General features: G+C 73.2%; 17 protein-coding genes and 1 pseudogene. 7 read left to right on the top strand and 11 right to left on the bottom strand.

Translation table 11 applies throughout. The annotated features are described in order from the left end of the window. Positions 1–138: 138 nt before the first annotated feature. The 4 genes from ACLFMI_RS24760 to ACLFMI_RS24745 are packed head-to-tail and all read right to left on the bottom strand — an operon-like array spanning position 139 to position 3,675. Positions 139–1,275 carry a branched-chain amino acid ABC transporter permease gene (locus ACLFMI_RS24760; RefSeq protein WP_410950356.1) on the bottom strand — a complete coding sequence of 379 codons (1,137 nt, stop codon included), beginning with the start codon at positions 1,273–1,275 and terminating at the stop codon, positions 139–141. After that, complete coding sequence (locus ACLFMI_RS24755) at positions 1,275–2,153, bottom strand: branched-chain amino acid ABC transporter permease (protein ID WP_410950355.1); 879 nt, start codon at positions 2,151–2,153, stop codon at positions 1,275–1,277. The genes ACLFMI_RS24760 and ACLFMI_RS24755 overlap by 1 nt, the downstream gene beginning before the upstream one ends. A gap of 8 nt (positions 2,154–2,161) precedes the next feature. Beyond that, positions 2,162–2,893: an ABC transporter ATP-binding protein gene (locus tag ACLFMI_RS24750; RefSeq protein WP_410950354.1), complete on the bottom strand. Its 732-nt coding sequence runs from the start codon at positions 2,891–2,893 to the stop codon at positions 2,162–2,164. Beyond that, a complete protein-coding gene (locus ACLFMI_RS24745; RefSeq protein ID WP_410950353.1) occupies positions 2,890–3,675 on the bottom strand; it encodes an ABC transporter ATP-binding protein in 786 nt (261 codons plus the stop codon). The genes ACLFMI_RS24750 and ACLFMI_RS24745 overlap by 4 nt, the downstream gene beginning before the upstream one ends. A gap of 76 nt (positions 3,676–3,751) precedes the next feature. Here ACLFMI_RS24745 and ACLFMI_RS24740 point away from each other — a divergent pair, with 76 nt between their 5' ends. From ACLFMI_RS24740 to ACLFMI_RS24725, 4 genes and pseudogenes are all read left to right on the top strand, one after another. Continuing rightward, entirely contained in the window at positions 3,752–5,068 is a 1,317-nt protein-coding gene (locus tag ACLFMI_RS24740; RefSeq protein ID WP_410950352.1) for a PucR family transcriptional regulator, read from the top strand. 67 nt (positions 5,069–5,135) lie between these two features. Next, positions 5,136–5,316 (top strand): annotated as a pseudogene (locus ACLFMI_RS24735) (oxidoreductase); the annotation flags it as partial. A gap of 41 nt (positions 5,317–5,357) precedes the next feature. Further along, positions 5,358–6,464, top strand: a complete 1,107-nt coding sequence (locus ACLFMI_RS24730; RefSeq protein WP_410950351.1) for a DUF222 domain-containing protein — start codon at positions 5,358–5,360, stop codon at positions 6,462–6,464. A 329-nt stretch (positions 6,465–6,793) separates the two neighbouring features. Next, complete coding sequence (locus tag ACLFMI_RS24725; protein ID WP_410950350.1) at positions 6,794–8,857, top strand: DEAD/DEAH box helicase; 2,064 nt, start codon at positions 6,794–6,796, stop codon at positions 8,855–8,857. A gap of 40 nt (positions 8,858–8,897) precedes the next feature. On the opposite strand, the gene ACLFMI_RS24720 is transcribed toward ACLFMI_RS24725, so the two are convergent. The 3 genes from ACLFMI_RS24720 to ACLFMI_RS24710 are packed head-to-tail and all read right to left on the bottom strand — an operon-like array spanning position 8,898 to position 11,966. Then, entirely contained in the window at positions 8,898–10,412 is a 1,515-nt protein-coding gene (locus ACLFMI_RS24720) for a tripartite tricarboxylate transporter permease (RefSeq protein ID WP_410950349.1), read from the bottom strand. 1 nt (position 10,413) lies between these two features. After that, positions 10,414–10,938 carry a tripartite tricarboxylate transporter TctB family protein gene (locus ACLFMI_RS24715; RefSeq protein ID WP_410950348.1) on the bottom strand — a complete coding sequence of 175 codons (525 nt, stop codon included), beginning with the start codon at positions 10,936–10,938 and terminating at the stop codon, positions 10,414–10,416. Next, positions 10,935–11,966 carry a tripartite tricarboxylate transporter substrate binding protein gene (locus tag ACLFMI_RS24710; RefSeq protein WP_410950347.1) on the bottom strand — a complete coding sequence of 344 codons (1,032 nt, stop codon included), beginning with the start codon at positions 11,964–11,966 and terminating at the stop codon, positions 10,935–10,937. Before ACLFMI_RS24710 ends, ACLFMI_RS24715 begins: the two co-directional genes overlap by 4 nt. Positions 11,967–12,059: 93 nt before the next feature. Here ACLFMI_RS24710 and ACLFMI_RS24705 point away from each other — a divergent pair, with 93 nt between their 5' ends. Continuing rightward, a complete protein-coding gene (locus ACLFMI_RS24705; protein ID WP_410950346.1) occupies positions 12,060–12,188 on the top strand; it encodes a hypothetical protein in 129 nt (42 codons plus the stop codon). Then, positions 12,185–12,919 carry an FAD-binding protein gene (locus ACLFMI_RS24700; RefSeq protein ID WP_410950345.1) on the top strand — a complete coding sequence of 245 codons (735 nt, stop codon included), beginning with the start codon at positions 12,185–12,187 and terminating at the stop codon, positions 12,917–12,919. The genes ACLFMI_RS24705 and ACLFMI_RS24700 overlap by 4 nt, the downstream gene beginning before the upstream one ends. Positions 12,920–13,522: 603 nt before the next feature. On the opposite strand, the gene ACLFMI_RS24695 is transcribed toward ACLFMI_RS24700, so the two are convergent. After that, on the bottom strand, positions 13,523–16,069 hold the full coding sequence (locus tag ACLFMI_RS24695) for an FUSC family protein (RefSeq protein ID WP_410950344.1): 2,547 nt from the start codon (positions 16,067–16,069) through the stop codon (positions 13,523–13,525). Between the two features lie 150 nt (positions 16,070–16,219). On the opposite strand from ACLFMI_RS24695, the gene ACLFMI_RS24690 reads away from it, so the two are divergent. Then, on the top strand, positions 16,220–16,672 hold the full coding sequence (locus ACLFMI_RS24690; RefSeq protein ID WP_410950343.1) for a riboflavin biosynthesis protein RibD: 453 nt from the start codon (positions 16,220–16,222) through the stop codon (positions 16,670–16,672). Between the two features lie 76 nt (positions 16,673–16,748). On the opposite strand, the gene ACLFMI_RS24685 is transcribed toward ACLFMI_RS24690, so the two are convergent. From ACLFMI_RS24685 to ACLFMI_RS24675, 3 genes are read right to left on the bottom strand one after another with little or no spacing between them, the layout of a single operon-like run. After that, positions 16,749–17,582 carry an HpcH/HpaI aldolase/citrate lyase family protein gene (locus ACLFMI_RS24685; RefSeq protein ID WP_410950342.1) on the bottom strand — a complete coding sequence of 278 codons (834 nt, stop codon included), beginning with the start codon at positions 17,580–17,582 and terminating at the stop codon, positions 16,749–16,751. Further along, positions 17,579–18,031 carry a MaoC family dehydratase gene (locus tag ACLFMI_RS24680; protein WP_410950341.1) on the bottom strand — a complete coding sequence of 151 codons (453 nt, stop codon included), beginning with the start codon at positions 18,029–18,031 and terminating at the stop codon, positions 17,579–17,581. The genes ACLFMI_RS24685 and ACLFMI_RS24680 overlap by 4 nt, the downstream gene beginning before the upstream one ends. After that, positions 18,032–19,966, bottom strand: a complete 1,935-nt coding sequence (locus ACLFMI_RS24675) for an AMP-binding protein (protein WP_410950340.1) — start codon at positions 19,964–19,966, stop codon at positions 18,032–18,034. Positions 19,967–19,974: the final 8 nt, after the last annotated feature.

Below are 19,974 nucleotides of genomic sequence, written 5' to 3'. Positions count from 1 at the left end.
TGGAACTGGCCCGCCATGGCGCTCACACCTTCCACGGCCTGCTCACCCGGACCGCCGCGACCATCGCTGCTCATAGCCTCGCCCTGATCGCACTATCCACGAGCTGAACCCACAGAACGCGCCTCAGTCCGATCGTGCTCATCGCGGCCTCCTCGTCGAGTTCGGGTTCGGGTTCCGGGCCGACCGCCAGAGCCTGCCGACCGTCCCCACCACGCCGGTGGGCGCGAGCAGCACCACCAGCACGAGCACCACGCCGTAGACGAACGGGGCGAGCTCGGCGGCCGCCACGCCGCTCAGGCCCGCGGCCTGGCCCAGGTTGGTCACCGCCGGGGGCAGGAACACCAGCAGCGCGGCGCCGAGCAACGCACCGGTCAGGCTGCCCAACCCGCCCACCACTACGGCGGTGAGCAGCCCGAGCGAGAGCACGATGGTGAACCCGCTGGGCGCCGCCAGCCGCACGACGATGCCGAGCACCGCCCCGGCCAGGCCGGCGCACGCCGCGCTGACGGTGAACGCCAGCACCCGCACCGGCCCCGGCCGGATACCGGCCAGCTCGGCGGCGACCTCGTCGTCGCGCACCGCCCGCCAGAGGCGTCCGATCCGGCTCGCGGCCAGGTTGGCCAGCAGCAGCAGGACCACCAGCACGGTGGCCCAGCCGATGTAGGCCAGGTACTTGCCGCTGCTCATCTCGTTGGCGGACAGGAAGTAGATCGCGTCGGCGAACCAGGCCGGCGCCCGCGGAGAGTCGATCTGCATGCCCTGCTCGCCGCCGAGCACGCCGTCGAAGTAGATGGCCAGCCCGGGCACCGCGATCGCGAACGCCAGCGTCGCCCCGGCCAGGTAGGGGCCGTGCAACCGGGAGGCCGCGGCGCCGACCACGACCCCGACCACGGCGGCCACCGCCGCGGCGGCCAGCATCACCACGACCAGCGGCGGTGGGCTGCCCGAGCCGAGCAGCAGGCCGGTGGTGTAGGCCCCGACCGCCATCAGCGCGCCGTGGCCCAGCGAGATCTGCCCGTTCAGCCCGGTCAGCACGGTCAGCCCGGCCGCGGCGATCGCGTAGTAGGACAGCGTCGCGAACTGGGAGTTGCGGAACGGGCTCGTGGTCTCCAGGACCAGCACCACGGCCACGATCCCGACCAGCACCAGCAGCGCGTGCCGGCCGAACGTCGAGCGCGGCAGCCGCCGCCGCACGGTGTCCAGGGTTCGGGCGAGGGCCGGGGCCGTCGCCTGGTCGGCCTCGCCGGAGCCGCTGTCCCGCACGGGCGTGGCCATCAGACCCGCCGCGCCGCGGTCCGGGCGAACAGGCCCTGCGGGCGGGCCAGCAGCACCGCGACCAGGATCGCCAGCGCGGTGAGCGCGACCAGCTCGCTGCCCAGGTAGCCGCTGACGTAGCTCAGGGCCAGCCCGATCGTGAGGCCGCCGACGACGGCCCCGCCCGGCGAGTCGAGCCCACCCAGCACCGCCGCCACGAACCCGTAGACGATGATCGGGTCCATGTAGGCCGGGTAGACCAGGCTGCCGCCCGCGATGAGCAGCCCGGCCAGCGCACCGACCACCGCGGCCAGCGCCCAGCCCAGGGTCAGCAACCGCCCGACGCGGACGCCGAGCAGCCGGGCGACCTCCTGGTCGAACGCCGCGGCGCGCATCTGCAGGCCGATGTCGGTGAACCGGAACAACGCCACCAGCGCGGCCATCACCACGACCACCGAGCCGATCACGAACATGGAGAACGGGGTGAAGGCGATGTTCACCCCGCCGACCACGATCCCGCGCAGGTCGAACGGGGCCGGGAAGGAGCGGAACGTGGCGCCGAACAGGATCGAGGCCAGCGCCTGGATCGCCACGAACAACCCCAGCGTGACGATGATGGCGCTGAGCTCCGGCCCGCCCTCGACCCGACGGATGATCAGCCGCTCGATCCCCGCCCCGAGCAGCAGGCCGGCGACGAGCGCGACCACCAGCCCCAGCCAGTAGGAGCCGGTCCGCTCGATCACGATCAGTGCCAGGTAGGTGGTGAACATGCCCATCGAGCCCTGGGCGAAGTTCACGATCCGGGTGGAGCGCCAGATCAGCACCAGGGCCAGCGCGAACGCCGCGTAGATCGCTCCCTGGCTCAGTCCGGTCAGCGTCACGTTCAGGAACTGCTGCATCGTCTCCCCTAGAAGCCCAGGTAGGCGTGCCGGAGCCCGTCGTCGGCGGCCAAGGTGGCGGCGGCGTCGCGGGCGACGACGCGGCCGAGGTTGAGCACCACCCCGACGTCGGCGATCGACAGGGCGCTGCGTGCGTTCTGCTCGACCAGCAGCACGCTGATGTCCGCGGCGTCCACCAGCTCGCGCAGCAGCCCGAAGATCTGCGCGGCGACCCGCGGGGCCAGCCCGAGCGACGGCTCGTCGAGCAGCAGCACGTCGGGCCCGCAGAGCAACGCCCGCCCGATCACCAGCATCTGGCGTTCCCCGCCGGAGAGGGTGTCGCAGTTGCGGCGGCGACGCTCCGCCAGCGGCGGGAACATCGTGTAGACGTCGTCGAGCGACCGGTCGGCACGCTTGCGCGCGGAGCCCAGCAACGCACCCAGGCGCAGGTTCTCCTCCACCGTCAGCTCGGTGATCACGCCCCGCCCCTCCGGGACGTGCGCCACGCCGGCCCGCGCGATCCCCTCGGCCGGGGAGCGGGTGTGGTCCACCCCGCCGACGAGCACCTCGCCCGCTCCGGCCGGGACCAGCCCGGAGATCGTGCGCAGCAGCGTGGACTTGCCGGCGCCGTTCGCGCCCAGCACGGCGGTGATCCGGCCCCGTTCGGCGGTGACGTCGACCCCCGCCAGCGCCGTCACCGGGCCGTAGGCCGCGCTCAGGCCCCGGACCTCGAGGGCGGCGGGCGCGGCTGCGGCCGTCACTGCGCCTCCTCACCCAGGTAGGCGTCGATCACGGCGGGGTCGTCCCGGACCTGGTCGGGGGTGCCCGCCGCGACCACCTTCCCGAAGTCCAGCACCGTGATCCGGTCGCAGACGCTCATCACCAGGTCCATGTGGTGTTCCACCAGGACGACGGCCATCCGGTCGCGCAGCGAGCGGATCCTCGTCCCGAGCTCGGCCATGTCGTCGGCGCCCAGCCCGCTGGCCGGCTCGTCCAGCAGGAGCATCTCGGGATCCGCGACCAGCGCCCGGGCCAGCGCCACCCGCTTCTGCACCGGGTAGGGCAGGCTTCCGGGGAACCGGTCGGCGAAGGACTCGGCGTCCAGCTCGGCCAGCACGGCGCGCGACCGTTCACGCAGCGCCCGCTCGTCGGAGTCCGAGCGGCGCAACGCCAGCAGCGCCGAGAAGAACCCCGCGCGGTGGTGCCGGTCCGCGCCGACCATCACGTTCTCCAGCACGGTGAGCCCGCGGAACAGCCCCACCCCCTGCAGCGTGCGGGCGATCCCCATCCCCGCCAGCCCGTGCGGCCGCAGGCCACGGACCACCTGGCCGTGCCAGGACATCGACCCGGAGCTCGGCCGGACGAACCCGCAGCAGACGTTGAACAGCGTGGTCTTGCCCGCCCCGTTCGGCCCGATCACGCCGTGCACCTCGCCCGGCGCGACGGACAGCGAGACCTCGTCCAGCGCGACCAGGCCCCCGAAGCGCACCCCGACCTCGTCGACCCCGAACAAGGGCCGGGCTTCCGGGTCGGTGGCGGCCATGCCCCTCCTTCGCCGGGACGCGTGATCGGGCTCACTCGGTTCGGTTACAGGTTGGGCGTCGCGACCAGTAACCGCTATGGGCGCGCTGCCCAACATCGACGCCCGGAAGCTGGGCGGAGCGCCCGAATCGATGGACGCCTCGGTGCGCGCGGTGCACAGTGAGCCGGTGCTGTCCGACGAGGGAGAGCAACCCCGGGCCCGGCCGCTCGCCGCGCCGGTCGAGGCGGCCCTGCGCGAGTTGGGCAGCGTGCTGCTGGACGACGTGGACAGCCTGACCGACCGGCTCACGCTGAAAATCCTGCGGTGCGAACCGTGCTACGTGGAGCTCGACCTGCTCGACGAGCTGCGTGACGCCTGCCGGGCGAACCTGCAGCGCGGCATCGAGGTGCTGGCGGACCGGGTGCCCGAGGGCGTCGACCCGACCGACTCCACCCGGGCGACCGGCCGTCGGCGGGCCCGCCAGGGGGTCCCGCTGGAGGCGGTGCTGCGCGCCTACCGGCTGGGCGGGCGGCTGCTGTGGGAGTCCCTGCTGCAGACCTCCCGCCGGCGCTTCGACGGCGCCTACGACCTCGCCCTGCTCGACGCCGCGAGCTATGTGTGGCGCACCAACGACGGGAGCTCGTCGGCGCTGGTCGACGCCTACCGGCAGGAGGAGCAGCGGGTGCGTAGCCAGGACCTGAGTCGCCGGCACGCCGTCCTGGACGCGCTGCTGGCCGGGCGCGGGCGGGACCCGGTCTTCGCCCGGGACGCGGCGGGGGTGCTCGGCCTGCCCGACTCCGGGCCGTTGGTCGTGGTCGTGGGGTGCCTGGACGGCGGCGGCGCCGACCCGTTGCAGGAGCCGCAGCGGACACTGGCCGGACACTCGGTCGTGTCGTCCTGGGTGCTGCGCGAGCGCGAGCTGGTGGGGCTCGTCGCGCTCGGGGCACGGGTCCACGGAGAGCTCGTCGAGATGTTGCGGCCGTGCGTGACCGGCCGGGTCGGGATGTCACCTCCCGTCGACGGCCCGGCCGGGATCACCGCGGGCTACCGGATGGCCCGGACCGCGGTGCGCACGGTCAGCGGCAGCGGCCTGGCGACGCTCGACGAGCGGCTGCCGGAGGCACTGCTCGCCGACAGCCCCGAGCTCGTCGACCGGCTGACCCGGACCTCGCTCGGCGGCCTGCTCGACCTGCCCGACCCCGACCGGGACACGCTGCTCGCCACGCTGGACGCCCTGCTGGCCTGCGGCGGCTCACCGACCCACGCGGCACGAACGCTGTACTGCCACCGCAACACCGTGATCTACCGGTTGCGCCGGATCGAGTCGGCCACCGGCCGGTCGGTCGGTGATCCGCGGGACCGGCTGCTGCTCACGCTGGGGCTGATGGCCGTGCACCCCCGCCGGCCCGGCTGACTCCCCCGGCCCGTGCCCGATCCACCCCGGTCCGGGCCAGCGCGACCGCCCCGTCGAGCAGGGCCCCGGACCCCGCAATCACTTCCCGCTCGTCGACGCCGATCGTTACGTCTTCGTCGCCGGCGGGGATCGGGATCACGCCGATCCTGCCGATGGTCCGCCGCGCCGCAGCGCAGGGCCCGCCCTGGACGACGCTGTACGGCGGCCGGTCCCGCAGCTCGATGGCCTTCGTCGACGAGCTCCGCGCCGCCCCCCGGGGGGCGAGCTCGCCGTCGTCCGCAGCTCACCTTTGATCAACTACACCGGCCCGAGTGCCGGTGAACCCGGGTTCCCGCAGGTCGACCTCGCGCTCATGCAGGTGGCGGTCGAGCAGGCGGCCGCCGACGGCGCCGGGTCGCTGTCCGAGTCCGAGCTGATCGATCAGGTCCGGCCGAGTCCCTGCAGAACTCTCTGGCGGCGTTGCAGGCCAGCCGCATCCGCGCGTTCGCCCGCCCACGTCGGTGCGCGGATCGCGGCCGGTGTGCTCGACCTGGACAAGCTCGAACGCGCGGTGGCCGCCCAGATCGGGCTCGCCTGCCGGGTCTCGCCGACCGAGGCACGCACCCGGGTCCGCACCGCCCGCGATCTGCACGACGGGCTCGACCGTGTCCGTGCCCTGTTCGTCGCCGGGGAGCTGAGCCGGGACAAGGTCGCCGCGATCGCGACCGCCACCGCCGACCTCGACACCCGGCAGCGTGGCGCGGTCGATGCCCGGCTCGCCGCCCACGACCTGTCCCGGCTCGGGATCGGGCGGCTGCGGGACCTGGTCCGGATGCTGGTCGCCGAGATCGCCCCGCAGAAGTTCCGGTCCCGGGTCGACGCCGCCCGCGCCGGGCGGCGGGTCACGCTGCTCCAGGCCCCGGACGCCATGACGTATCTGACCGCGTATCTGCCCCTCGAGCAGGGGGTGGCCTGCCTGGCCGCGCTGCAGAAGGCGTTCACCGAGGTCTCGGTGGACCCGGCACCGCTGACCCGCACCCGCGGGCAGGTCATGGCCGACACCCTGGCCGAACGCGTCACCGGCACGGCGATCGCGACCGACGTGGACGTCGAGGTGCAGGTGCTGGTCCCGGTCGAGGCGCTGATCGACCCGCACAGCCCGCTGCCGGCCGAGATCCCCGGCCACGGCCCCGTCCCGCTCGACCGAGCCCTACTGCGATGCGCCGGCACGACACCTCGACCACATCGACCGCGCCGCCGACGACGGACCCACCCAACTCGACAACGGCCGCGCCACCTGCGAGTTCCACAACCACGTCCGCGAACAACCCGGATGGACCGTCCACCGCACACCCGATGGCGTCCGCACCACGACACCCACCGGGCACACCTACCTCGCCCCCGAGGCTCGACGTGAGTGACACGCCGCGACCGGTGCGGATCGCGCATCTCGTCGAACCGGGTACCATGGGACAGAGGCGCATGTCGCGTTCGGACCGTTCGGCCGCCCGGCCTCACAGCGGCAACCTCCCCGGCAGGCCCTGGCCACGTCTCGGCGTGACCCCCTCGGCGTTCCCCGACACCGGCCGCCGAACCGCAACACCGTGCCCGGTGGGACGGCGCGAGCCGCCCTGCCCGGTATCCAGAAGGAGAGAGTTCTTGGCTCGACGAGGCCGGCCCCAGACCAGGGCTCGCCGTGACGCACCGAAGGATCGCAGGCGCGGTCGTGACCAGGGCGGCGACATCATGTCCGTGCTCGGTCGCTCCGTCCGGGAGGTCCAGGCCGCCCTGCGCAACGGCCGGGTGACTCCGGCGACGCGGACGAAGTTCCAGGCGGTCACGCTGCTGCTGCGCAACGAGCGCGCCCGAGCCCTGGCGGACGAGGACGGCAGCGAGGCGCACCGGGCCGAGCGGCTCAAGCGCCTCGACGGCCTCGCGACCACCCTGGCGTCCACCGCCGTCCGCGATGCGGCGCTCCTGGCGCTGCTCAGCGAGGACGCCGTCGTCTCCGACGAGGCCCGGTCACTCACCCGGGACATGCTTCACAACGCGGGGCTCGAGCCGGCGTCCGGGACGGAGATCGAGGCGCCGCCCGCGGATCCTCCGGCCGAGAGCACCAAGCCCGGGGTGGTGCCGCAGTCGGTCGTCTCGCGGCAGATGGCCAATCCCTTCCTCGCCCCGGACTTCTCGGCCGCCCGGCCGAACGCGCCCCGTCCCACGCCGCTGACCGGCTGGGAGCTGCTCGAGCCGCTGCTGCGGTCGTTCGAGCGCGCCGGTACCGGCGCCTCGACCTGCATGCCCCTCCCCGAGCCGGCGCCCCGGCGAGGCCCGGATGGCGCGGGGCTCATGCCGCACCAGGCCCGGGTGGTCGCCGCGGCCGCGGAGGGGCACCGGACCTTCCTGCTCGCCGACGAGCCCGGGCTGGGCAAGACGGCTCAGGCGCTGCTCGCCGCGGAGGCCGCGGACGCCTACCCGCTGCTCGTCGTCGTGCCCAACGTCGTCAAGACGAACTGGGTACGCGAGGCCGAACGGTGGACACCCCACCGGCCAGCCACCGTGATCTACGGTGACGGTGACTCCATCGACGGCTTCGCCGACATCGTCGTGGTCAACTACGACGTGCTGGACCGGCACGTCGGGTGGCTCGGCGACTTCGGCTTCCGCGGGATGGTCATCGACGAGGCGCACTTCATCAAGAACAAGACCTCGCAGCGCTCCCGGCACGTCCTGGAACTCTCCGAGCGCATCCGGGCCTACACCGCGCGTCCGTTGCTGATGGCCCTCACCGGCACCCCGCTGATCAACGACATCGAGGACTTCCTGGCGATCTGGCAGTTCCTCGGCTGGATCGACGGGAAGAAGCCTCTCCCCGACCTGCTGGACGCCCTAACCTCGACCGGCCTGACCCCGGCAGACCCACGCTTCTACGCCGCCGCCCGCCAGCGCGTCGTGGACCGCGGCATCGTCCGCCGGCGCAAGGTCGACGTGGCCGCCGACATCCCGGCGCGTCGCATCGCCGACCTGCCCGTCGAGCTGGACGGTCCGACCGGGCGGTCGATCCGGGCGGCCGAGCGCGATCTCGCTCGCCGGATGGTGGAGCGCTACTCCGACGCGCTTGCCCACCGACGGGCCGGTGCCGTCGTCGACGGTATCGATCACGAGCTGGTGCGCCAGGTCGCGAAGTGGGAGCAGAAGGACGCGACGTCCTCGGGCACCGGCGACAACGTGTTCGGCACGATGCGCCGCATCGGCCGCGCGAAGGCCGGCCCCGCCGCCGACTACGCCGCGCAGCTCGCGCGCAGCGCGGGAAAGGTCGTCTTCTTCGCCAAGCACGTCGACGTCATGGACGTCGCCGAGGAGACCTTCGCCAAACAGGGGGTCCGGTTCTCCTCGATCCGCGGTGACCAGACGCCTGCCGCGCGTCAACGCAACATCGACGCTTTCGTCGACGACCCGGACGTCGCCGTCGCGGTCTGCTCGCTGACCGCGGCCGGCGTGGGCATCAACCTCCAGGTCGCCTCGAACATCGTGCTCGCGGAACTCTCCTGGACCGCCGCGGAACAGACCCAGGCCATCGACCGCAGCCACCGCATCGGTCAGACCGGGCCCGTCACCGCGTGGCGCATCATCGCTGCGCAGACCATCGACGCCCGGATCGCGGAGCTGATCGACGGCAAGGCCGATCTCGCCGCCCAGGCCCTCGACGGCGTCGAGGACGAGGGCGGGGCGTCGGGCGACGTGCAGCACGAGGCGCTCGTCGCGCTCCTGACCGATGCGTTGTCGGCGGACCCGGCGCGCCTCGGGACATGACAGCGTGTCCAAGCCGAGTGCGGACCGGGAGGGTCTCGGGTCACACGTCCGACCCCACCCGGGAGACCGGGCGGGACCTGCGCCGCAGAGCGGCCCGCGCACCGGGTAGCACCAGCGCAGCCGCGACGACGCACCACAGCACGACGGTGATCGGACCGGACAGCAGGATCGACGGGTCGCCCTCGGACAGGGTCAGGGCGCGGCGCAGCTGCTGCTCGGCGAGCGGCCCCAGGATCAGACCGACGATCGCGGGCGCCACGGGCACCCCGGCTTCGCGCATCAGCAGCCCGAGCAACCCGACCGCGCACAGCACCAGCAGGTCGGCCGTCGTCCCGCCGGCGGCGAAGGCACCGAGCGCGGCGAACACCACGACACCGGCGTAGATGCCGTACGCCGGGATCGTGAGCACCCGCGCCCACAGCCGGACGAGCGGCAGGTTCAGCACCAGCAGCATCACGTTGCCGAGGTAGAGGCTCGCGATCAGCGTCCACACCAGCGGCCCGGACTCGGAGAACAGCTGCGGCGCTGGCTGAAGGCCGTAGGACTGGAACGCGGTCAGGATCACCGCCGCGGTCGCCGAGGTCGGCAGCCCGATGGTCAGCAGCGGCACGAGCACCCCCGCCGCGGCCGCGTTGTTCGCCGCCTCCGGCCCGGCGACACCCTCGATCGCCCCCTTCCCGAACTCCTCGGGGTGGCGGGTGAGCCGCTTCTCGACGCTGTAGCTGAGGAAGGTCGGCACCTCGGCCCCACCGGCGGGCAGGCTGCCGATCGGGAACCCCAGTGCGGTGCCACGCAGCCACGCCGGCCAGGAGCGCCGCAGGTCGGACCGGGACAGCACGACCCGCTCCCGCAGCGGCTCCACCGTCGAGTGCCCGGTGCCGGTGAGCAGGTGGCGGAACGTCTCGCCCAACGCGAACAGGGCCACCACCACGATGACCACGTCGACGCCGTCGAGCAGCGCGTCGATACCGAACACCAGCCGCGGCTGCCCGGCCTGCGAGTCGATCCCCACCAGGCCGACGGTGATGCCGATCAGCAGGCTCGCCGCTCCCTTGAGCAGGCTGGACCCGAGCAGCGCGCTGACCGTCACGAAGGCGACCGCCATCAGCGCCACGTACTCCGGCGGGCCGAAACCGGTCGCGAAATCCGAGACGAGCGGGGCGACGAAGGTCAGCGCGATCGTGCCGATGGTCCCGGCCACGAAGCTGCCCAGCGCCGCGGTGGCGAGTGCGGCCGCGCCCCGCCCCGCGCGGGCCATCTTGTTGCCCTCCAGGGCGGAGATCATCGATGCGCTCTCACCAGGGGTGTTGAGCAGGATCGACGTCGTCGAGCCGCCGTACATGCCGCCGTAGTAGATGCCGGCGAAGAGGATCAGCGCGCTGGACGGATCGAGCCGAAAGGTGATCGGGAGCAACAGGGCCACCGTCAGGGCCGGGCCGATACCGGGCAGCACGCCGACGGCGGTCCCGATCGTGACGCCGACCAGCGCCCAGAGCAGGTGCACCGGTGTGAGCGCCGCGGCGAAACCATCGAGCAGGAGTCCGAGCTGGTCCATCTCAGAACCCCCAGGGCCCGGTCGGGAGGGTGAGCCCGATCAGCCGGTCGAAGAGCAGGAAGACGATCGCGGCGAGCGCCCAGCCGTAGCCGATCGTGCGGACGGGTCCGGGCGCGCCCAGCAACAGCGCGGTCACCGTGAACAGTGCGGCAGACGACACGACGTAACCCAGCAGCGGCAGGACCAGCGCGAACGCGACCAGCGCCAGCACCATCACCGTCACCCGCACCGCGCCGTTCCGCGGCCGCGGCGGACCCTCGGGGGCTGCGGCCAGCCGCAGCCGGGCGCGCACGGCGAGGGCGGCGCCGATGCTGCCGAGCAGCACCCCGACCACGAACGGCACCGTGGCCGGGCCGACGGCGTCGTCGGCGGCGGGCAGCCGGGCCGCATCCACCAGTACGAGCACCGCGGCGGCGAGCATGATGAGACCCAACACGACCGAGGCGCGCAGCTCCCGGCGGTCCTCGACCTCCGGGTGCACCGGGTCGCCCTCGATGTGCGTCGCCTCGGACCGGGCGTCGGTCACGAGCTCACCCCCAGCTCGGTCAGGACCTGCGAGACCCGGGCCTGCTCGGTGCGCACGAACTCCTCGAACTCCGGCCCGGCGAGCGTGGCGTCACCCCACCCGCGCCGCGCCAGCGCGTCCTGCCAGGCCGGGGTACGGGTCATCTTCACCAGGATCTCCTCCAGGGCGCGTTCCTCGTCGTCGGTGATCGCCCGGGGTGCGACGACCCCGCGCCAGTTCTCCAGCTCGACGTCGAGACCGCCCGCACGCAGGGTGGGGACGTCCGGGATGGCGGGCAGCCGCTGCGGGCTGGACACCGCCAGCGCACGCACGGTGCCCGCCTCGATCTGGGGGACGATCTCCGACAGCCCGAAGATCCCGATCGTCGCCCGACCGGAGAGCAACGTGGTCAGCGCCTCCCCGCCGCCGGAGTGCGCGACGTAGCTGATCTGCGCGGGGTCCCCGCCGGCGGCCTTGGCCATCAACCCGGCCATGATCTGCTCGACGCCGCCGGCGGAGCCACCCGCGATCGACACCGCGGGCAGGTCGGCGCGCATCTCCGCCTCCAGGTCCGCGGTGCTGCGCAGTGGCGAGTCGGCCGGAACGACGACGACCTGGTAGTCGGTCGTCAGGCGCAGCAGCGGGGTGGCGTCCTCCAGCGAGAACTCGGAGCCGTTGGCCTCCACCGCCCCGAGCATGATCAGCCCGGTGGTCATCAGCTGGGTCGGGTCGTCGCCGAAGCGTACGAACTGGCTCAGCCCGATGGTGCCGCCCGCGCCGGCGACGTTGTAGACCTCGCTCCGCCCGACCAGGTCACGCAGCGCGGCCTGCATCTCCCGCGACGTCTGGTCCCAGCCACCGCCGGGCGCGGCCGGGGCCATGATCCGCGGCTGGCCGTCGGCGAACACGCTCCGTGCGCCCGCTCCGGCCGCGTCCGGCGGCGCGGTCACCAGCACGGCTGCGGTGGCCAGCACGGCCACCGCCCAGGGCATCCATGCCCCCGGCGCCGGTCGCCGGCGCCATCCGTTCGACGAGCTTCGTCGCTCCATCACGCCTCCCTGCCGGCCCCGGTGACGACGCGCACCGCCCCGGTACTGCATCCGACGGTATACAGTCGTGTGCAGTTGGGACAAGGAGGATCGATGGACGAGCGGTTCGACGTCGTGGTGGTCGGCGGCGGCAACAGCTACTACACCGCCGGAGCCGTCCGGATCGCACACGACGGCCTGAGGCGATCGCCGACCTGCTCGATCCCGACGAGCGGCACATGATCAGCGAGCTGCCGCCGTATCCCACGGCGGCGTTCCACGCCGACATGGCGAAGGTGACCTCCGGGCGCAACGACCCCGAGCTGACCGAGGCGCTCATCGCCCACAGCCAGGACACGATCCGCTGGCTGCACGGCAAGGGGCTGCGCTACCGGCTGATGTACGAGCGCCAGGCCTACCCCGACGCCGAGGGCCGCCAGGTGTTCTGGGGCGGGCTGGCCGTCGGCAACACCGGCGGCGGCAAGGGCATGATCGCCGACCACACCGCAGCCGCGGCGCGGGCCGGAATCACCGTGCGCTACGGCGTCCGGGCCCCGGACCTGATCCGCGACGGCGACCGGGTGACCGGCACGACCTGGACCGACGACCGTGGTGGGGCCGGCACGGTCGCGGCGGAATCGGTGGTGCTGGCCGCGGGCGGCTTCGAGGCCGACGCCGACCTGCGCCGCGAGCACCTGGGCCCGGACTGGGAGCGGGCGAAGGTCCGGGGCACCCCGCTGAACACCGGGGACATGCTCACCGCCGCGATCGCCGCCGGCGCCGACTCCTTCGGCGACTGGAGCACCTGCCACAGCGTCGCCTGGGACGCCTGGTTCGGCGACAACGAGAGCAACCGCGAGCTCACCAACCAGCTCACCCGCTGCGGCTACCCGCTGGGGATCGTCGTCAACGCGCGCGGGGAACGGTTCGTCGACGAAGGCGCCGACTTCCGCAACTACACCTACGCCCGATAGGGCTCGTCGGTCCTCGCCCAGCCCGGCGGCGTCGCATTCCAGATCTTCGACGCCCGCACCCGACCGAGCCTGCGTCGCGAGGAGTACGACATGCCGGGCGCGTCGGTCGTCACGGCAGACTCGGTCGAGGAACTGGCCGCCGGGCTGGGGGTGGACGCGGTCGCGCTGATCGCGACGGTGAAGGGGTTCAACGCCTCGATCCATCCGTCCGTCCCGCTGGACCTTGCCGTGAAGGACGGTCGCGTGGCACGGGTCGCCCCGCCGAAGTCGAACTGGGCGACCCCGCTCGAGCAGCCGCCGTACTACGGGTTCCCGGTGACCTGCGACATCACCTTCACCTTCGGCCGATTGCGCGCCGACACCCACGGCCGGGTGCTCGGCACCGACGGGCTGGTGTGGGACATCCACGGCAGCGACGGCGACATCCGTGTGACCGGAGGCCCCACCGGTCACGCCCAGAGGGCGCAGCTGACCCTGACGGGCGCCACGGCGGGCGACGACGTCCTGCACCCGATCGATGTGCCGGCGGCCGACCGGACCGGAGCGACATCGGGATGGAGGTTCCGCAGGCTGCGCTCGACCGTCCGCTGCCGCTCTGCCGCCTCACCCGTGCCCGACACACCCCCGCCCGACGGCACGGGCCGGGCCCCGCGACGCCCCCCGCTGCGGTACCGGCACCGCGGGCTCCCGGCGCGTCGGCTGCTCGTCGAGCACGAAGTCGGGTAGCACCGTGCCCGGACCGAGGTGAACGTGCTCACCGTATGGAGCCGGACCGGCTCCGATCGGTGCGGCGACGAGCAGGTGGGCGCCGGCCGGCGCCTCGAGAACGAACCGGCCGTCGTCGCCGGTGACGGCGCGGGCGAGCTGACCGCCGGTCCGGCCGACGACGGTGACGGTGGCCTCGACGAGGCCACCGTCCGTCCCGCGGACCCGGCCCACCGCGGGGGCGGGCTCCGCAGGCGCAGCTGCGGACTCGAGCAACGCCGGAAGCTCGGCGGCCAGCAACCCGGCCTCCCGGGCGGCGACGGCCCGCCCCCCGTGCGCCGCGGCCGGCGCCACCAGCATCTCGACCACGGCGACACAGCTCCCCGAGGGCACAGGGCGTCCGGCCACGGCCGCGGACACGAGCTGCTCCAGACGCGCGCAGGCCCCGGTCAGCGCCGCGGCACCCGGCCCCGACACGGTGCCGCGGGCGTCCTCGACGGCGCGGGCGAGCCTGCGGGCGTGCTCGGCGACCGCGGTGCAGGTGGTCAGCTCGCGCACGACGTCCGGGTTGGGCGCGCCGAGCCAGGTGCGAGTGAGCGGGCGCCCGAGCAGCAGGGTCTGGTGCAGTGCCGCGTCGAGCGCACGGGCGCCGGCGTGCAGGTCGTCGCTGGGGCCCGGACGTCGCAGCGCTCGGTCGGTCGCGGTGAGCAGCTCCGCGAGCGCATCGAGCAGCCCCCGCCGCGCCTCCTCCGCCGCGGACCGGGTGCGGGTCGGGAGCACCAGCACCGACACCACGCAGCCGACCAGGCCGCCGGCCACCGTCTCCTCCAGCCGCAGCACCATGAGGTCGACCGAGAAGCTGCCGAGCAGCGCATAGAGCCCACCGAGCATCAGCGTGATGAAGAAGATCATCACCGCGTAGGACACCCGGAACAGGTACAGCGCACCGAAGATGCTCAGAAGGATGACCGGCAGCACGACCGCCGGGTTCGTGCCGAGCAGCGGGACCAGCAGGATCGCGGCGACCAGCCCGATCATGGTGCCGACGATCCGGTTCGCAGCCTTGCGTACCGTCTCGGCAACGGTAGCGGTGCCGGTGAAGGCGATGAACGCGGCCAGCACCGCCCAGTAGTAGCGCTGCTCGGACAACGCGTCCCCCACGGCGATCGCGACCGCGGTCGCGACGGCGACCTGGACCGCCTGGCGGGTGGTCAGCGACAGCCGGGACGCCGGCCGGTCGACGGTGGCCGCCGGAGGCCGGTGCAGCCGCGTGACGGTACCCGCGGAGCCCGGGAGGTTCCCACCGAACAGCTGCACCGCCGGGGCGAACCCGGACTCGTCGTCACCGTCGCGCTGTTCCCGGCCGGTGGCCTCGGGACCGCCGGGAGCGGCGTCCAGCGCGGTCGTCCACTCGCCGCGTGCGGTGGCGAGCAGCATCGCGTCGACGGCGAGCCGCTGCACCGGCGCCGCGCCGCCTGCGGACGCCCCGTCGGCCCGCTCCCGCACCGCGGCCCAGTCGCCCCGCCACAGCGGGGACAGCACGGCACGGGCCGCATTCCCCTCGGCGCCGTCCCCCTCGACACGCAGCGCGTCCGGGGCGACCCGCGCCAGAGCGGTGGCGGCCAGCTCGGCGTCGAAGACGGCGCGACGGACGGTGCGGGCCGTGTCGTCGTCGGCGACCGCGGCCGGGGTGCCGAGCTGGCCGTCGATGACCAGGGTCGCTTCGTTGAGCCGCACGAGCAGGCTCTGCACACGGGCCGAGGCGCGCCGGTGCTCGATGCCGCCCGGGGCCGTCTCCGCCACCGACAGGACCGCTCCGGCCAGCCCGGACAGCCGCGCCTCGAACGAGCGCAGCATCCGGCGCAGGACGCGGTCGTTGCGGGTCGGAAGCAGCACCAGCGTCAGCAGCATCACCCAGACGACCGCCAGCACGACCGCCTCCGCCACGCCGGGCAACATCGCCGGACGCAGGTTCAGGAACAGGGCGAAGAAATAGCCCATGAACCCGCCCATACCGCAGACGAACGCCCGCATGCCGAAGCGCCGCACCCACACCGCGACGAACACCACGACGACGAACGCCGCCAGCGACGCGGCCCGGCTCCGGTCGACGAGCAGCGCCGCCCCCATCCCGAGCAGCACCGACAACGGCAGGCAGCACAGGGTGACGGCCTGCCCACCCCGCGTGGGATCCAGGATCCCGAAGCTCGCGAGCATCGCCAGCACGGCACCGATCATCATCGGCATCATCGGCGGCTGCCCGGTGACGCTCGCAGCGAGGAACTCGACGCCGAGGGCGGACGCGATGGCCAGGACCGCCCGGAGGGCGGAGACGAGCCGCACCGATCCGGGGTCGGAGGCGACGAGCCGGTCCCGGGTACGGCGCAGGTACCCCGGGACGCTGCGGTCGCGCTCGGTCACGACGTCGGTGACGGGGGCACTCACCCGGCCCCTCGAACGGTTACCACGAGAGAACGTTGCACATGCTAACGATAAGGCATGGGTGATCGTCTCGCGGCAGACACCCGCTCGATCCCCTTCTGCGCCTTCGGTCCGGCCGGAACGAGCTCGCGCAGGAAGTGCCGCTCACCGCCGATGAGTTCGCCGCTCGGGAAGCGTGGCGTCGAGCTGCACGGCTGGCATATCGGAGACTCACGAGCAAACGAGGCCGACGAGGTCGCGAACGGGTGGCTCATGCGCTCCCGCGGGGCCTACGTCATGGGCCGGAACATGTTCGGGCCGATCCGCGGCCAGTGGGACGAGGACTGGCGCGGCTGGTGGGGGCTCGAACCGCCGTACCACGCGCCGGTGTTCGTGCTCACCCATCACGCCCACGAACCGATCGAGATGGAAGGTGGGACGACCTTCTACTTCGTCACCGGGGGTTTCGAGGCCGCCTACGCGCAGGCGTCCGAGACGGCCGGCGACCGCTCCATTCACCGCTTGCCACGCACATCCGCTACCGCAGGGTCGACATTGGTTGACCGGAGTTCTCCGGACCTGCGCGAGGCCTGGTCGACCGGGAGTGGAGCTGCCCCGCGGTGCTGACGGTCGCGGGGCGGGCGCTGTCGCCGTACTCGTGCAGGTCGTGTTCGCGTGACGGGCAGCTGCGGGCCAGGAGTGGTCAGGTGGTCTCACCGGCGCGGGTGAGGACGGAGCGGGCCAGCGTCAGGTGCACCGCGTCGACCATCTCGCCGTCCACCACGCCGACGCCGGCCTCCCCTGCAGCGAGCACCCTGTGCGCGTGCTCGACCTCCTGGGCGGTCGGAGTGAACACCTCGTGCGCGACCGTGACCTGTGCCGGGTGCAGGCAGACCTTGCCGCGGAAGCCCAGCGACAGGCCCTGCTCCGCGTCGGCCCGGAACCCGTCGGCGTCCCGCACGGCGGTGACGACCTGGTCCAGCGAGGCGACCCCGGCCAGCGCGGCGTACAGGCACACCCGGCTGCGTGCGTAGAGCACCTCGGTGCCGGCGACGGTGCGTCGCCCGCCGACGTCGGCGACGTAGTCCTCCGCGCCGAAGTAGGCGGCGTCCGGGCCCGCGGCCAGCAACTGGCGGGCGTCCGCCACGCCGAGCCCGCTCTCCAGGCCGCCGACGACGCGTGCACCGTCGGGCAGCGCGGCCCGCAGCGAGGACAGCTGGCCAGCGTCCTCGTACTTCGGCAGCACGGCGCCGTCCGCATGCCCGGCCGCGACGAGATCCGCGACGGCCCGCACGTCGTCGTCGTGCCAGCGCGTACCCGGTGTGTTGACCCGGACGAGCACCGTGCCGGCGCCGGGGCGGGCCGCGCTCAGGGTCTCGGCCGCGGTCTCGCGGGCGGTGTCCTTCTCCCCCGGCGCGACGGCGTCCTCCAGGTCGAGGACGACCGCGTCCGGCCGGACCCGCTCCACCTTGGCCACCATGTCCGGTCGGGTCGCCGGCACGAACAGCAGGCTGCGTGGCGAGAACGGTGTCCTCATGCCGGCCGCCGGTGCATCAGGCCGGTCCGCCGGACCGTGCAGATCAGCTCGTCGCGCTGGTTGTACGCCCGGTGGGAGAAGACCACCAGACCCGCGTCCGGGCGACTCCTCGACGCCCGAGCCTCGACCACCTCGGTCTCCACCCGGACCGTGTCGCCGGCGAACACCGGCGCCGGGAACGTGGCGCCGTCCAGGCCGAGCTGGGCCACGATCGTGCCCAGCGTCAGCTCCGGCACCGACAGTCCGACGACCAGTGCCAGCGTGAACATCGAGTTCACCAGCGGCCGGCCGAACTCGGTGCGCGACGCGTAGTCGGCGTCCAGGTGCAGCGGCGCCGGGTTCATCGTCATCGTGGTGAACAGCACGTTGTCGGTCTCGGTCACCGTCCGCCGGGTGGCGTGCGCGACCGTCGTGCCGACCCCGAGCTGCTCGAACCAGAGCCCTGCCATCTAGGTGTCCTTCACCACGGCGATGACCGTGTCCAGCGCGGCCGGGTCGTCCATCGCGCTGGTATCACCGGTCGCCCCGCCGTACACGATCACGTCGCGCAGCAGCCGCCGCATCAGCTTGCCAGTGCGGGTCTTGGGCATCGACGGGGTCACGTGGATCGCGGCCGGCCGGGCATACCCGCCGATCTCGGTCATCACCTCGGCGTCCACCTCGGCCCGGACGGCGGTCTCGTCCGCGTCCGGCGCGAGCGTCACGAACGCGACCGGCACCGTCCCCTTCGTCGTGTCCGGCACGCCGACCACGGCCGCCTCCACCACGCCCGGGTGCGCGGTCACGACGGCCTCGATCTCCATCGTGGAGATCCGGTGCGCGGCCACGTTGATCACATCGTCGGCCCGGCCGAGCACCCAGATGTGCCCGTCGTGGTCGAGCACCGCCTCGTCGTTGGTCGCGTACTTGCCCGGGAACCGGGAGAAGTAGGTGTCCAGGTAGCGCTGGTGGTCGTCCCAGACGGTGCGGGCCAGTGTCGGGAACGGCGCGGTCAGCACCAGGTGCCCCTTGGTCCCGGCCGGGACCGGGTTGCCGTGGTCGTCGAGGATCTCGTAGGCGTGCCCGGGCACCGGGGTGCCTACCGAGCCCGGCTTCAGGTCCTCCGCGCCGTAGACCGGATAGGTCCAGGTGGACCCGGTCTCGGTCTGGCCGTAGGCGTTCACCACCGGCACGCCCAGTGTGGAGGTCGCCCAGCCGAACGTGTCGGCGTCCAGCGGCTCGCCCTGCACGGTGACCAGCTTGAGCCGGGGCAGCGGGTGCTCGGCGGCCAGCTCGTCGCCGAACTTGCGCAACATCCGGACCAGCGTCGGTGCACAGAGGACCTTCGTCACCGCGTGGCGCTCGCAGACCTCGTAGAACCGCGCCGTGGTCGGGGTGTCCAGCGCGCCCTCGAAGCAGGCGATCGTCATCCCGCAGGCCAGCCCGCCGACGACGGCCTGGATCGGGAACGTCAGCCACCCGACGTCCGCGGCCACCCAGTACACGTCCCCGGGCTCGTAGCCGGCCTGCCAGTGCGCGTTCGCCCAGGTCCCGAGCAGGAACCCGCCGACCGAGTGCACGACACCCTTCGGTCTCGACTCGGTGCCCGACGTGAAGATCAGGAACGACGGCTCGTTCGGGTCCAGCGGCACGGCGTCGATCCCGGCCGAGCCCGACTCGCAGATCGCCGCGTAGCCGTGCTCGCCGGTTTCCAGCGGCACGGCATCGCCGGTGCGGTCCACCACGACCGTCGCCTCGACCGAGGGCGTGCGCCCGCGCGCCGCGCGCAGCGTGGACAGCAGCTCGACCGGCTTGCCGCGCCGGTAGATCGCGTCCGCGACGACCACGACCTTCGCCCGTGCCGCCTGGATCCGGGACGCCACGGCCTCCTCGCCGAAGCCGGAGAACAGCACCGTGTAGATCGCGCCGATCCGGTTGCAGGCGTGGATCGCGGTGAACGCCTCGACCAGGTTCGGCATGTAGATCGCCACCACCTCGCCCTTGGCCACACCGAGCCCGGCCAGGCCCGCGGCCAGTCGGTCCACCTCGTCGGCGAGCTCGGCGTAGGTCAGCGTGCGGGTGTCGCCCGGCTCGCCCTCCCAGACGACTGCGGCGCGCCCGGCCGTGGCCGGGTCCTCCGCCCACCGGTCCACGCAGTTGTCCGCGACGTTGATCTTCCCGCCCTCGAAGAACCGGAAGTCGTCGATCTCCCCGGTGCGCACCGTCGTCCACGGCGTGGACCAGCGCTGCTTGCCGGCGACCCACTCCCAGTAGGCGTCCGGGCCGCCCAGCGCCCGGGCCTCGGCGAGCTCTCGTACCCGATCCGGGACCGTCCACTCCGGAGGGAGCGGGACGGTCGGGGTGTCCAGGAGCTGGGCCAGACTGTCGGTTCCTGCGTCGGACATCGTTGTCC

The sequence above is a fragment of the Pseudonocardia nantongensis genome, from assembly GCF_046546495.1.
Classification (GTDB): Bacteria; Actinomycetota; Actinomycetes; order Mycobacteriales; family Pseudonocardiaceae; genus Pseudonocardia; species Pseudonocardia nantongensis.
Note: the sequence above shows the minus strand (reverse complement) of the source record. Positions and strands in the feature narration are given on the sequence as shown.

Excerpts from the sequence above, each read along its gene's own strand:
- ACLFMI_RS24760 (WP_410950356.1), bottom strand. The coding sequence starts at position 1,275 with ATGGCCACGCCCGTGCGGGACAGCGGCTCCGGCGAGGCCGACCAGGCG.
- ACLFMI_RS24755 (WP_410950355.1), bottom strand. The coding sequence starts at position 2,153 with ATGCAGCAGTTCCTGAACGTGACGCTGACCGGACTGAGCCAGGGAGCG.
- ACLFMI_RS24745 (WP_410950353.1), bottom strand. The coding sequence starts at position 3,675 with ATGGCCGCCACCGACCCGGAAGCCCGGCCCTTGTTCGGGGTCGACGAG.
- ACLFMI_RS24740 (WP_410950352.1), top strand. The coding sequence starts at position 3,752 with ATGGGCGCGCTGCCCAACATCGACGCCCGGAAGCTGGGCGGAGCGCCC.
- ACLFMI_RS24725 (WP_410950350.1), top strand. The coding sequence starts at position 6,794 with ATGTCCGTGCTCGGTCGCTCCGTCCGGGAGGTCCAGGCCGCCCTGCGC.
- ACLFMI_RS24720 (WP_410950349.1), bottom strand. The coding sequence starts at position 10,412 with ATGGACCAGCTCGGACTCCTGCTCGATGGTTTCGCCGCGGCGCTCACA.
- ACLFMI_RS24710 (WP_410950347.1), bottom strand. The coding sequence starts at position 11,966 with ATGGAGCGACGAAGCTCGTCGAACGGATGGCGCCGGCGACCGGCGCCG.
- ACLFMI_RS24705 (WP_410950346.1), top strand. The coding sequence starts at position 12,060 with ATGGACGAGCGGTTCGACGTCGTGGTGGTCGGCGGCGGCAACAGCTAC.
- ACLFMI_RS24700 (WP_410950345.1), top strand. The coding sequence starts at position 12,185 with ATGATCAGCGAGCTGCCGCCGTATCCCACGGCGGCGTTCCACGCCGAC.
- ACLFMI_RS24690 (WP_410950343.1), top strand. The coding sequence starts at position 16,220 with ATGAGTTCGCCGCTCGGGAAGCGTGGCGTCGAGCTGCACGGCTGGCAT.
- ACLFMI_RS24685 (WP_410950342.1), bottom strand. The coding sequence starts at position 17,582 with ATGAGGACACCGTTCTCGCCACGCAGCCTGCTGTTCGTGCCGGCGACC.
- ACLFMI_RS24680 (WP_410950341.1), bottom strand. The coding sequence starts at position 18,031 with ATGGCAGGGCTCTGGTTCGAGCAGCTCGGGGTCGGCACGACGGTCGCG.
- ACLFMI_RS24675 (WP_410950340.1), bottom strand. The coding sequence starts at position 19,966 with ATGTCCGACGCAGGAACCGACAGTCTGGCCCAGCTCCTGGACACCCCG.